Annotated in this window: 10 protein-coding genes; 7 read left to right on the forward strand and 3 right to left on the reverse strand. The window is 44.9% G+C overall.

Features of this window, described 5'->3' with window-relative positions; genetic code table 11:
• The 7 genes from ACKWCA_RS09900 to ACKWCA_RS09930 form a co-directional block, all read left to right on the forward strand.
• On the forward strand, nt 1-281 hold a 281-nt coding region (locus ACKWCA_RS09900; protein WP_462045730.1), incomplete at its 5' end, for a beta/alpha barrel domain-containing protein.
• Between the two features lie 4 nt (nt 282-285).
• Entirely contained in the window at nt 286-1,938 is a 1,653-nt protein-coding gene (locus ACKWCA_RS09905) for a UxaA family hydrolase (RefSeq protein WP_413978034.1), read from the forward strand.
• Nucleotides 1,939-2,071: 133 nt separating this feature from the next.
• Nucleotides 2,072-3,523 (forward strand): tagaturonate reductase, encoded by a 1,452-nt coding sequence (locus ACKWCA_RS09910; protein WP_413978035.1) that lies wholly within the window; start codon nt 2,072-2,074, stop codon nt 3,521-3,523.
• Nucleotides 3,523-4,350, forward strand: coding sequence for an amidohydrolase family protein (locus tag ACKWCA_RS09915; RefSeq protein WP_413978036.1), 828 nt, complete (start codon nt 3,523-3,525; stop codon nt 4,348-4,350). The genes ACKWCA_RS09910 and ACKWCA_RS09915 overlap by 1 nt, the downstream gene beginning before the upstream one ends.
• 2 nt (nt 4,351-4,352) lie before the next feature.
• Nucleotides 4,353-5,144, forward strand: a complete 792-nt coding sequence (locus ACKWCA_RS09920) for an SDR family oxidoreductase (protein ID WP_413978037.1) — start codon at nt 4,353-4,355, stop codon at nt 5,142-5,144.
• A 92-nt stretch (nt 5,145-5,236) separates the two neighbouring features.
• Nucleotides 5,237-6,559, forward strand: coding sequence for an L-fucose:H+ symporter permease (gene fucP, locus ACKWCA_RS09925; RefSeq protein ID WP_413978038.1), 1,323 nt, complete (start codon nt 5,237-5,239; stop codon nt 6,557-6,559).
• A 6-nt stretch (nt 6,560-6,565) separates the two neighbouring features.
• Nucleotides 6,566-6,916 (forward strand): L-rhamnose mutarotase, encoded by a 351-nt coding sequence (locus ACKWCA_RS09930; protein ID WP_413978039.1) that lies wholly within the window; start codon nt 6,566-6,568, stop codon nt 6,914-6,916.
• Between the two features lie 195 nt (nt 6,917-7,111).
• Here the strand turns inward: ACKWCA_RS09930 and ACKWCA_RS09935 are convergent, their stop codons facing one another.
• The 3 genes from ACKWCA_RS09935 to ACKWCA_RS09945 are packed head-to-tail and all read right to left on the reverse strand — an operon-like array spanning nt 7,112 to nt 13,037.
• A complete protein-coding gene (locus ACKWCA_RS09935) occupies nt 7,112-8,218 on the reverse strand; it encodes a twin-arginine translocation signal domain-containing protein (protein WP_413978040.1) in 1,107 nt (368 codons plus the stop codon).
• Between the two features lie 33 nt (nt 8,219-8,251).
• Nucleotides 8,252-9,775 carry a DUF1501 domain-containing protein gene (locus tag ACKWCA_RS09940; protein WP_413978041.1) on the reverse strand — a complete coding sequence of 508 codons (1,524 nt, stop codon included), beginning with the start codon at nt 9,773-9,775 and terminating at the stop codon, nt 8,252-8,254.
• A 22-nt stretch (nt 9,776-9,797) separates the two neighbouring features.
• On the reverse strand, nt 9,798-13,037 hold the full coding sequence (locus ACKWCA_RS09945) for a DUF1553 domain-containing protein (protein WP_413978042.1): 3,240 nt from the start codon (nt 13,035-13,037) through the stop codon (nt 9,798-9,800).
• Nucleotides 13,038-13,040: the final 3 nt, after the last annotated feature.

A 13,040-nucleotide genomic window follows, 5' to 3' on the forward strand; every position in this document is an offset into this window, starting at 1 on the left:
AGGAGCTCGGCTGCGAAGTGGTCAAGCTCTTTCCCGGCGATGTATACGGGCCCAAGTTCGTCAAGGGCGTCAGGGGCCCGCAGCCCTGGACCAGTATCATGCCCACCGGAGGGGTGTCCCCGACAGAGGAAAATCTCAGGGAATGGTTCGACGCTGGGGTCACCTGTGTCGGCATGGGCTCAAAACTGATCAGTAAAACCATCCTGGAAAACCGGGATTTCCAAGGGTTGGAAAGAAAGGTGAGAGCGGCCTTGGCCCTAATTCAAAAAGTTAGAAAATAAGTATATGAAGAAGTCTTTTCTACAACTTCACCCCGATGATACGATTCTTGCTGCACTTCATGACATAAATTGTGGTGAGGCGATCGATTTCAATGGGGATTCCTTTCAGGTTGTCGAGGATATTCCGGCCAAACACAAGTTCGCTTTGAAGAATTTCGATTTGGGAGACGAGGTTATCATGTATGGTGCTTTGGTCGGGGAAGCTATAAAACCAATCCCAAAAGGAGCTCGTATCTCTATTGAAAACTGCGTACACGCCTCTTCAGAATACGGGGTGAATACCAAAAAGTACTCGTGGCAAGCACCTGATGTATCAAAATGGACTTCACGGACATTTAACGGGTACCATCGTAAAAATGGAAGTGTGGGTACAGCAAATCATTGGTTGGTCATCCCCATGGTGTTTTGTGAAAATCGCAATGTCGAGGTAATGAAATCGGCTTTGCAAGAGTCATTGGGCTACCTCACGACCACTGACTTTGTCGTAGATACTAAAACACTGGTCGGTCACTATGAAAATGGAGCCTCCAATGAGGAGATTCTTGGTGCGCAGATCATTAAGACTCCGGAAGAAATCAAACAAAACCGTACATTTTCCAATGTAGACGGAATAAAGTTCTTGACCCATGAAGGTGGGTGCGGTGGTTTTCGGTTAGATTCCGATACCCTGTGTAATTTGCTCGCAGGTTATATTACGAATCCCAATGTAGCCGGAGCTACTGTGCTGAGTCTAGGTTGTCAAAATGCCGAGACCAAAACCTTGCAAGCGGCGATTTTGGAAAGAGACCCTGATTTCGCGAAACCCCTGTATATTCTGGAACAGCAAAAAAGTAAAAGCGAACGCCATTTTATAGAAGAAGCCGTTAAAAAGACGTTTCTTGGTTTGATAGAAGCGAACAAAATTGAGCGAAAACCAGCAGCGCTGCACCACTTGACCTTAGGTTTGGAATGTGGCGGTTCAGATGGGTTTTCAGGTATATCGGCAAATCCTACATTAGGTTATGTATCCGATCTTTTAGTAGCTTTGGGAGGCACCACGGTATTATCGGAGTTCCCCGAGTTGAATGGAGTAGAGCAAGAATTGATCAATCGTTGCGAGACCAGTGAGAACAAGGAAAAGTTCGCGCGTTTGATGGATACGTATGCTGCACGGGCCATTGCCTTGGGATCAGCATTTAAGAACAATCCTTCTCCAGGAAATATCAAGGATGGATTGATTACCGACGCAATGAAATCGGCAGGCGCGGCAAAAAAAGGCGGTACTTCATTGGTGACCGATGTTTTGGATTACACCGAAAAAGTGACCAAAAAAGGGCTTAACCTGCTCTGTACACCGGGCAATGACGTGGAAAGTACGACGGGCTTGGCCGGTTCGGGCTGTACCCTAATTTGTTTTACCACCGGATTGGGCACGCCAACAGGAAATCCCGTGGCCCCAGTAATCAAAATGTCAAGTAATACAACGCTTAGTGAACGTATGAAAGATATCATAGATTTTGATACAGGTACGATTATAACGGGTGAAGATACCATCGAATCGAAGGGGGAAGAACTCCTGGAATATCTCATTAAAGTAGCCAGTGGTGAAGAAACTCCGGCGGCGGTACGTTTAGGGCAAGAAGATTTTATTCCTTGGAAAAGAGGGATGTCACTTTGATTTGTTAGGAGCAAGGAGGAGTGGAAATAAGTAATAAATTTAAAAATTGGTGTTTGTAGGTGTTAGTGAAAAACGACTAGCAATAAGCCAACAGCCAACAGCCAACAGCCAAGCTGTCTTAGAAAGAAAGAAGATGCAGAAATTAAATCGAGAAGTAGTAGACAAGCCAAAGAAATGGCCCATCAAGGTAATGCAATTTGGTGGCGGCAATTTTCTTCGTGCCTTCGTTGATTGGATGATCCATGTTTTAAACCATGAAACCGATTTTAATGGAGGAGTGGTTGTGGTTAAGCCTACCGAAAGAGGGAATTATGATGACCTTAAAGCACAAGAGGGTCTATTTACCGTCATCTTGGACGGAATTAAAAACGGCACTTTGATCGCGGAGCAAACGTTGGTAGATTGTGTACAACAAATCGTGAACCCGTATCATGAGTGGGATGCCTACCTCGATTTGGCCAAAAACCCTGACTTGCGGATTATCGTTTCCAATACGACAGAAGCCGGAATCAAGTTTAATGCCGAAGATGCTTTTGGCGATCATCCCCCAAAAGAGTTTCCGGCGAAACTGACCCTTTGGCTCTACAAACGCTTTCAGCATTTTGATTATGATCGCACAAAGGGTTGCATCCTGTTACCTTGTGAGTTGATAGAGGACAATGGAGCAGCTTTAAAAAAGGCCGTACTGCAATATGCCGAACATTGGCGCTTGGGTGATGACTTCATGAACTGGATTTATTCTTCGAACCAATTTTGTAGCACCTTAGTAGATCGTATTGTTTCCGGTTACCCAGCTGACCGAGCTGCGGAAATCGAATCGCAATTGGGATATGAAGATCAACTGCTTGTCGCTGGTGAATATTATCACAGTTGGGTGATCGAGAGAATTGAGGCCGTGCAAAAAGCGTTGCCCTTCTCGAAAACCGATTTGAATGTTGAATTTGTGGACGATTTGGCGGCCTACAGGGAAATGAAGGTCCGGATTCTCAATGGTGCCCATACGGCAATGGTTCCTGTTGCTTATTTGGCGGGAATTCGATTGGTAAAAGAGGCGATGGACAACGAGGGCGTCAGTGATTTCGTGGAATCCTTGCTATTAAAAGAAACGGTGACCACTTTAGATTTTCCAGAACAGGTGACCTACAACTACGTGCAAGATGTTTTGGATAGATTCAGAAACCCCTTGTTAGAGCACCAATTGATTAGTATCTCTTTGAATAGTACTTCAAAGTTCGTTGCGCGATTACTTCCCACGTTTAAAGACTATTTTAGGGCCCGAACAAGGTTTCCGCAACGGATTGTTTTCGGGCTTTCCGCCCTGATCTTGATGTATAGGGGAGAATTTGAAAACGAGAAAATCGAACTTAAGGATGATCCCAAAGTCTTGAATTTTTTTAGATTGAATTGGGCAAAGTATACCGACAATGAAATTAGCATAAAGGTCTTAGTCGGCGTTATCTTGAGTAATGGTATAATATGGGGTGAGGATCTTACCCGATTCGAAGGCCTCGTAGAATGCGTTTCGGAACATATCCTATCAATTGAAAACATTGGTATAGTAGCAACATTAAAAAAAAATAGCTGATGACTATTGATGCACACCAACATTTCTGGCACTATGAACCTGTGAAACATTCATGGATCAATGATGACATGGCGGTTATACGAAGGGATTTCTTACCTACTGACTTAAAAAAGGTATATGAAACACACGGGATTGATGGTTGTGTCGCCGTACAAGCGGATCAAACCCTTGATGAGACCGATTTTTTGGTAGGTCTGTCACGAGAGAACGACTTTATCAAGGGAGTAGTTGGTTGGGCAGATTTAAGAGATGAGCATATTGATGAGTTTCTAGAGCGGTATGCCTCGCATAAGAAATTAAAGGGCTGGCGACATGTGGTACAGGGTGAACCGGACCATAATTTTTTGATTCGACCGGAGTTTTTAAGGGGCATATCCTATTTGGAAAAATATGGCTACACCTATGATATTTTGGTCTTTCCGCATCAATTGGGTGCCACATTGGAGTTTGTGAAGAATTTTCCCCATCAAAAATTTGTTATCGACCATATAGCAAAACCCTATATTAGAGATGGGTTTTATGAAGGATGGGCGGTCTTAATGGCCGAAATTGCAAAGATGGAAAACGTTTCTTGCAAAGTTTCTGGGATGATCACCGAAGCGGATTATGCAACTTGGAAACCACATCAGATTACGCCCTATATGGATTTGGTGCTTAATAGTTTCGGCCCAGAACGAATACTATATGGGTCTGATTGGCCTGTATGTTTAGTTGCCGGAAACTACGGACAGGTAAAGGATCTAGTGGTAGATTTCATCGACACTCTTAGTCCTACTGAAAAGGCAGCTATTATGGGCGATAATGCCATAACCTTTTATAATTTATAGAAATGGATTTAGGTTTAAAAGATAAAATTGTCGTGGTTACCGGTGCTGCAGGAGTCAAGGGCAGCATTGGTGAAACTATCGTACAAGCTTTGGCACATGAAGGAGCTATTCCCGTGATAGTGGATAGAAATGACCGCGGCCATGGGTATGCTGAAGCACTGCAGCAAAGAGGTATCGACTCTATATTTGTGCAGACCGATTTGTCAAAGCCCTCCCAGATAGAGGCTGCGGCCAAGACCATTGGGGAGAAATACGGAAGGATCGATGCATTGATAAATAATGTTGGAGTGAACGACGGTGCCGGCCTCGACGGTTCTATGGAAGACTTCATGTATTCTTTGAAACTCAATTTGGTCAGCTTTTTTGCCATGACTAAATACTGTCTTCCCTATATTAAAAAAGCGCAAGGGAATATTTTGAACATTGGCTCCAAAGTAGGCTTAACAGGTCAAGGTGCTACCTCGGGCTATGCAGCTTCAAAAGGTGGAGTACTCGGTTTGACCAGAGAATGGGCAGTTGACCTTATCAAAGATGGAATTCGATCGAATGCCATTATTATTGCCGAAAGTTGGACACCTTCTTACGACACTTGGATCAAGACCTTGGAAAATGGCGAAGAGAAATTGCAGGCGATAACAAAGAAAATACCTTTGGGTAACCGAATGACAACCCCTCAAGAGATTGCCGATACTTGCCTGTTCACAATTTCGGGCAGATCATCGCACACCACAGGGCAATTCATCACCGTTGACGGAGGCTACGTGCACCTGGATCGCTCATTGCTTACGGAATAATCATATGTTTTGCTTTTGTAGCCATACGATGGTCAAAAAAGAGGACGAATTTCATATTTTGTTCATTATAAAATAACCAACCAATACCCTATATGAATACTTCTGAAAGAACACCTGTAGTTTCAAGATCGGTCATCGTGCCCTTCATACTTATTACCTCCCTATTTGCTTTATGGGGCTTGGCTAATGATATGACCAACCCCATGGTACGTGGGTTTCAGAAAGTTCTTGAACTGACCAATACACAGGCCTCGTTGGTGCAATTGGCCTTCTATGGAGGTTATTTTACTATGGCCATTCCCGCCGCGCTCTTTGTAAACAAGTTCTCCTATAAGAAAGGGGTGCTCCTAGGGCTGGCCCTCTATGCTACGGGAGCCTTGCTATTTTGGCCGGCAGCGTCCAATGAGAGCTACGGGTTTTTTCTGGCAGCACTCTATATTTTGACGTTCGGACTTGCCTTTTTGGAGACGACCTCCAACCCTTACATTTTATCTATGGGGGCGGAAGAAACAGCAACGCAACGCTTGAATTTCGCTCAAATGTTCAATCCTATGGGCTCAATTTTAGGACTGCTCATTGCGCAGAATTTTGTTTTGGGGGCTTTGCAGTCCGATGATACCACGGCCGATGGTACTCCTATTTACGATACCCTTTCGGAAAGTGCAAAATCGGTAATACGCACCTCTGATTTGGAGATTATTAGAAACCCCTATGTTATCCTAGGCCTAGTAGTGCTCTTGTTTTTTGTACTCATCGCCCTCATGAAAATGCCGGAGAACAAGCAACAAGAAGCTACCGTGAATTTTTCGGAGTCGGTAAAACGTCTTTGGAAACAACCCAAGTTTTCATTTGGTGTCATTGCCCAAGCCTTTTACGTAGGGGCACAAATCATGTGTTGGACCTATGTATACCAGTATGCGGAAACTCTTGGTATTGATGCGAAATCCGCAGTGTGGTATGGTTTAGCCGGCTACGTGATTTTCTTGATTGGTCGTACTATAGGAACAGCCTTGATGACTAAAATCGACTCGGGAAAGTTATTGATGCTTTTTGGTTTTGGTGGAATGCTTACCTTAATCGGAGCTATTTTTCTACCGGGAATGTTAGGCATCTACGCCTTGATCGGCACGTCGTTGTTTATGTCCATCATGTTTCCCACGATATACGGAATCGCTTTGGAAGGGCAAGGAGAAGACGCAAAATTCGGGGCAGCCTTTTTGGTAATGGCCATTGTTGGCGGGGCCCTGCTTCCTTACCTACAGGGGTATATGCTCGATTTTGGGGGAGTGGGTTATGAGGACATTACTTTCTTAGGGGTCAGTGAGATGCGCTTCTCGTTCGTACTTTCGTTGCTATGCCTCTTGGTGGTGGCGCTCTATGGAAGAAAAGTTTATAAGAGTTATCATTCTAAATAGTTGACTATGAGTACATCTAGAAGATTTTGTTTTTCTTGCGACCTTAAAGACGATTCGCAGTTAATGACAGAATATAAGGCGTATCACGCCCAAGGAAAAGTGTGGCCAGAAATTACCCAGAGTATAAAAGACGCAGGGGTCGTAGATCTGCAAATTTACCTTACCGGTAATCGCATGTTTATGATTATGGAAGTCGACGAGACCTTTGACCCTTCCAAAAAAGCCGAAATGGATGCGAATAACCCCAAAGTCCAGGAATGGGAAGAGCTCATGTGGAAGTATCAACAGGCACTACCATGGGCAAAAGAAGGTGAGAAGTGGGTACCTATGGAAAAAGTGTACAAATTAGATTGGTAGTTCGTTTCAGTTGGGGTCGATAAGCACGCCGCGTTCCGCTTCGCTGTTGGTAGCATAACGTCATACTTCCACAACTCTAATCATCCGTAAATATGTAAATAAAATTAGGACGATCTTGGGCGATAAGATAACCCGGCGTCAAAAGGAAAAATAATACCCTAAACCAAAACGAACGTGGTCTTGATTTGAAGCGTATCATACCCGTTGGAGCTTCACCGGAGGGGTGTGGTGTGCATTCCACTGACAAACATATACATTCTTGTCTTCATCAACGCAGACATCGTGCCCGTGGTTAAAGACAGCCTTTTCTGACTGTAGCATCGGTTGTAATTCCCCATTAGTATATAGGGGTGCTTCTCCACCGGGATTGGAGACGACCTTGTTGTAACCATCTAAAATGGTGATGAAACCTGTATCCCTGACATAGTCTTTACCTTCTCTGGTACGTGACCAGCAAACCCCTGAATACATATTCGTATCATCCAGAACGGGTCGGCAGACAAAAGCGCCAGGAAGGGTTATGGTCTTTAGATACGTACCGTTCAATGTGAAAAACTTAAAACTATTAGTGGCTCGCGACGTAATGATCAATACCGGATTCTTTGGGTCTCGGTAGTCCACTGCCACTCCATGTGCATTGCGGATGTTCAAATTTTCATCCGTATTGTTATGACCTCCCCATTTTCTTATGAATTCCCCTTTTGGGCTGAATTGCAAGATATAATCGGAACCGTATCCATCAGCCACATAGATATCCCCATTGGGTCCGACCGCGGTTTCAGTGGGCAGATAATCTTCCTCAGGAGTGTAAACGCCAATGGTATGCGGGTCGGGCAACATAAACAATAATCGGCCATCGATCGTAGTCTTACTGACCGTACCTGCTTGTTTGGTCCATTTTCCATTTCTGTCCTGAAACCAACCACAGTCGACAATATAGAGCATATCCTCACCACCTTCGTCGTGTAAAGTAAGTCCGTGACCACCCGGATATCGCGTACCCCAATAATCCAGAAGTTTTCCTGATTTGTCAAAAACCAAGATGTTGTTGTCCGTATGGTCCCCGAGCATGATCAAACGGCCTTTGCTGTCCATTTGCATTTCATGGCAATTCAAAATGGGATTATGACCTACCGTCATTTTTGCCCAATCTTTGTGTACTTTGTATTTGAAGTCCCCATGACCAATGATCTCCTCTTCTGGCATTGGTTTCTTCAAGATGTTGAATCCGAAGGATGGGGTAGCGGTCAATGCCGCTCCTGCCATGGCGGTCTTTTTAAGAAAATCTCTTCTGTTCTTCATTTTGTTGAATTTACCCTGTTGCTGTAAAGGGGCTTAGGTCAATAGATCTTTGACCACGTGACCGTGCACATCGGTCAAGCGATAGCGACGGCCTTGGTGTTTGAATGTTAGGCGTTCGTGATCAATACCAAATAGATGCATCAGTGTAGCATGAAAGTCGTGTACGTGTACGGGGTCTTTGATGACATTATAACTGAAATCATCCGTTTCACCATGAGTGTAGCCTTGCTTCACACCAGCTCCGGCCATCCACATGGTAAATGCCTTGGGATGATGGTCGCGGCCATAGTTTTCGGGTGTCAGTTGGCCCTGCGAATATACGGTACGACCAAATTCACCGCCCCAAACTACTAAGGTGTCTTCAAGCATACCCCGCTGTTTGAGATCTTTGATCAGTGCGGCATTGGCCTGGTCCGTCCGCTTGCATTGCGCTTTGACACCGCCGGGACAATAACTGTGTTGGTCCCATCCTTGATGGTACAATTGAACGAACTTCACATCTTTCTCCAACAGTTTTCGTGCCATCAAACAGTTTGCAGCATAAGTGCCGGGATCTCGGCTATCTTCCCCATACATGTCAAAAATATAATCGGGTTCATCTGACATATCGGTTACTTCCGGAACTGACGTCTGCATGCGGAATGCCATTTCATATTGTGCCATTCTGGCCTGGATTTCGGGGTCCCCATAAGCATCATGTTGTACTTCGTTCAGTTTTCCGAGGTAATTCAACATTTGCCTTCTGTCATTGCCATCGTAATTTTCGGGATCGCTCAAATACAATACCGGATCTTTTCCAGATCGAAATTGTACCCCTTGATGTTCGGTTGGAAGGAAACCGTTGCCCCATAAACGGGAATATAAGGGCTGCCCGCCCATATTTTTGGTAATCAGTGTGATAAAGGTCGGCAGATTCTCATTATCGGAACCGAGGCCGTAGCTCAACCAAGATCCGATCGATGGTCTACCGGGTAATTGGTTTCCGGTCTGCATAAAGGTTATGGCCGGATCGTGATTGATTTGATCGGTTTGCATCGATTTGACAAAGCAAAGTTCATCCACTACTTCGGCGGTGTAAGGAAGTAGTTCACTGACCCATGTTCCGGTCTCCCCATATTGCTTGAAATCAAAAATCGATGGGGCCATCGGAAAACTGGTCTGCTCAGCGCTCATAGCGGTCAAACGCTGCCCCTGACGAACCGAATCGGGTAAGTCTTGCCCAAACATATTCTTTAGTTTTGGCTTGTAGTCCCACATCTCTAATTGAGAAGGGCCTCCACTTTGAAAAAGATACACAATGCGCTTGGCCTTGGGTAAATGATGGGGGAGACCCAATCGGTTTTTGTTATAGGACTTCAATAGCGCGTCAGGACTAGAGGTATCTAGAGCACCATTCTTAACCTTTGCAAAGGCCTCATCCGCATTGAGCAAAGATCCCAAAGCGATCGCACCTAGGCCCATCGAGGTTTTCGTTAGGAAATTGCGGCGATCCATTAGACGCTCAATCTGTTGTAAATCTTTATTGTTCGACCTTAAGTCGTCGTGATTATGACACATATTCGTTGTGTTTGTTCCTTACTTATCTTTTTGTTATCGCAGCATCCGAGTTGATAATCGTACTGGCCACTACTGCATTGGCAGCCACTGAGGCTTCATCATTGACATCCTTGGTCCGAAACGCACCAGTATTCAGCCAACCTTCCGATTTCTGACTATTCGCTTTAAACTTGTCATATTCTCCCGATCTGAGGTCTGCCAATAACCGGAGTTCTTTTTCGTCAATAGTTCTTCCCGTCAGTTTTTTGAAGGTGTCGGCGATACCTGTTTTAGGGTCGGAATAGTGTAGCATTTGATATCCCAATACACGCGAAGCCTCAATATAGGTCGGGTCGTTCATCAAGACCAAGGCCTGCAGCGGAGTATTGGTTTCTTGCCTTCGCACTGCACAAAATGATCGTTCGGGCGCATCGAAAGTAGCAATAGTCGGATGTGGAACCGATCGTTTCCAAATGGTATACATGCTCTTGCGATACAATTTCTCTCCTTTATCCTCTTCGTACGCCGCTCCATTGATTTTCCATAGGCCTGCCGGTTGGTAGGGCTTTACACTTTTACCACCGATTTTTCGATTGAGCAGTCCCGAGGCAAGTAGCGCATTATTTCGTAGCATTTCGCCTGTCAGTCTTCGCGAAGGTCCTCGGGCCAAGAGTCTATTCGCCTTATCCTTGGCCATTAATTCTTCACTGGCCAATGAAGATTGTCGATAGGTATTTGACATGACCATAAGTTTATGGAGTTGCTTTACGTTCCATCCTGAATCCATAAACTCAAGAGCTAACCAATCAAGCAGGGCCGGGTGGCTTGGGAGTTCACCTTGGTTTCCAAAATCCTCAACCGTTCGGACAATTCCGGTTCCAAAGATATTTTTCCAGTAGCGATTCACGGTAACTCGGGCAAATAGCGGATTGTCTTTGCTAGTCACCCACTTGGCCAGTCCCAATCTATTTTTTTTCAGGCTATCGGGAAAAGCGAATATTTTTTCCGGTGTATTTGGATACACTTGTTCGCCGTATTGGTCGTAGAGTCCTCGTTCAAGAACAAACGACTCCCTAGGTCGATCCATTTCCTTCATCACCATGATCTCTTGAACACGTTCCGCACTGTCCGCCTGTATTTCGCGCACTTTTTCGAGTTCGTTCAAAGCGGTTTTAACTGGTTTCGATTTGCTGGATAGAAAATATTTTTTCAGCTGCTCTTTTTCTGTAGGACTCAGTTGGGTCGAACTTTTGGCCAAAAGTGATTTGACGTGTTCCGGATTGCTTATCTGTTGAACTTCCAAGGGGCTCAATTCTTTGTCGAAGACCAATATGTCGTCGACAATCGCACCGCCAATACCTTTGCCGCGCCATCGGGCTCCAATCTGAAGCCCCGGTTCAATGGGGTGTTTATAGATAAAATCCTCGTAGGCGTTAAAAATAATATCCTTGTACAGATTGTCCACTTCCGTTTCGGTCTCCAGCTTTTCGCTGTCCATGTATATATTCAATCCGTCCGCTTTGCTCGAACCATCATAGGTGAGGGTCAATTGTACCCAACGATTCTTTGGAACTTCTTTAGTGCTTAGTTTCACGATTGCATTGTCAGGCCAAACATGAGCCATGATCAACTCTAACTTATTCTCTTTCAATGAAACTTGATACCCGCGATAACTATGGAGACGGGTTCCGAAATTCTTGTGAAAAATGACCCCGTTTTCCAAATCCTCTGGTAATTTGACCTGAATCCCTATACTAAAGGGTTCATTGCGGCGAAAGATTCCTATGGGGTTTAAGTCCAACCAGGCATCACCATCCATCTCCAATCCTTTACCGGAATGCCCGGCTACGATTTTAGCGATTTGTTTGGGCGCGAACTGCCGATCCATTTTTCCCTTTTGCGAAGGATTGAGTGCATTGTTCAAACTACCGTTCTTAAAGTCGATTTTGGCGACTAAATTACCGGGTGTAGCATTCGGATTGATTGTTTTATACCCTTCGGAGGCAATCCATTGCGTTGATCGACTTTCTTCTGTACTTAAGGTCTCGGCTAGACCGTCTTTTTTTTCGGCTACCAACTTATCGATATAGGTCAAGAATTTCTCTTGCTCATCGGTGGGTAATTGCATATTGGGTACGGGCATGGACCAATCCCAAGGAATCTGACCTGATTCGTTAACGTTATTGAAAAAACTATACATTTCATAATAGTTTTTCTGCGAGATGGGGTCGTATTTGTGGTCATGGCATTTTGCGCAGGCCATGGTCAGGCCTAAAAAGGCTTCGCCTACTACGTTGGTGCGATCGGCAACATATTCTGAACGGAATTCCTCGTCTACGATACCTCCCTCAAGGTTTTGCGGATGTAAGCGCCCGAAGGTCGTTGCCAATAGTTGCTCTTTAGTGGCATCTGGCATCATATCGCCGGCAATTTGCCATCGCACGAACTCATCGTAGGGCTTATTTTCATCAAAGGACTTGATGACCCAATCGCGCCACGGTGAAACATCTCGATAGCGGTCAACGGTATAGCCATGTGTATCGGCATACCTCGATAGGTCCATCCAATCCAAGGTCATTTGTTCCGCATAATGGGGTGATGCCAATAGACGATCGACCTGTTTTTCATAGGCATCGGGCGAGATATCTTTTGTAAAGGCCTCAATTTCTTCGAGGGTGGGGGGCAGGCCTGTCAAATCGAATGAGAGTCTTCTCAAAATAGTTTCTTTGTCCGCAGGCTCATTGGGTGCTAGTCGCTCGATCTCCAACTTCGCCAAAACAAAATTATCGATGGCATTGCCCACTTCATCAATGTGTGCTACTGTTGGCGGCTCTTGTTTTTCAGGAGGTATAAAAGCCCAGTGATCTTTGTATTCCGCGCCTTCTTCAATCCATCGGATCAACATGGCCTTCTCATAATCTGTTAAGAACAAATGCGTCTCGGGCTCGGGCATGACCAATTCGGGGTCATCTGTGAGTATGCGGTCTACTAGAAGACTTTTTCCAGCATTACCGGGTACAATGGCATAAGTACCGGGATTATTTTCCGATTCCTTATAGGCCAAATCAGCTAGATGTAGCTGTAGACCTGCTGATATTTTGTTTTCATCCGGCCCATGACAGAGATAGCATTTATCGGAAAGAATGGGCTTCACGTGTTGATTGAAATCGATTTCCTCGGGAAGCTTTTCGTATGCAATTTCTACTTCTTCGGGCATATCAGGACCACAGGAGGTCAATGTGAGGAAAATGAGAAATAGGGGGTAACTTATTTTTTTTAACATAAA

The sequence above is a fragment of the Maribacter corallii genome, assembly GCF_047345415.1.
Lineage (GTDB): Bacteria > Bacteroidota > Bacteroidia > Flavobacteriales > Flavobacteriaceae > Maribacter_C.

Excerpts from the sequence above, each read along its gene's own strand:
- ACKWCA_RS09905 (WP_413978034.1), top strand. The coding sequence starts at position 286 with ATGAAGAAGTCTTTTCTACAACTTCACCCCGATGATACGATTCTTGCT.
- ACKWCA_RS09910 (WP_413978035.1), top strand. The coding sequence starts at position 2,072 with ATGCAGAAATTAAATCGAGAAGTAGTAGACAAGCCAAAGAAATGGCCC.
- ACKWCA_RS09915 (WP_413978036.1), top strand. The coding sequence starts at position 3,523 with ATGACTATTGATGCACACCAACATTTCTGGCACTATGAACCTGTGAAA.
- ACKWCA_RS09920 (WP_413978037.1), top strand. The coding sequence starts at position 4,353 with ATGGATTTAGGTTTAAAAGATAAAATTGTCGTGGTTACCGGTGCTGCA.
- fucP (WP_413978038.1), top strand. The coding sequence starts at position 5,237 with ATGAATACTTCTGAAAGAACACCTGTAGTTTCAAGATCGGTCATCGTG.
- ACKWCA_RS09930 (WP_413978039.1), top strand. The coding sequence starts at position 6,566 with ATGAGTACATCTAGAAGATTTTGTTTTTCTTGCGACCTTAAAGACGAT.
- ACKWCA_RS09935 (WP_413978040.1), bottom strand. The coding sequence starts at position 8,218 with ATGAAGAACAGAAGAGATTTTCTTAAAAAGACCGCCATGGCAGGAGCG.
- ACKWCA_RS09940 (WP_413978041.1), bottom strand. The coding sequence starts at position 9,775 with ATGTGTCATAATCACGACGACTTAAGGTCGAACAATAAAGATTTACAA.
- ACKWCA_RS09945 (WP_413978042.1), bottom strand. The coding sequence starts at position 13,037 with ATGTTAAAAAAAATAAGTTACCCCCTATTTCTCATTTTCCTCACATTG.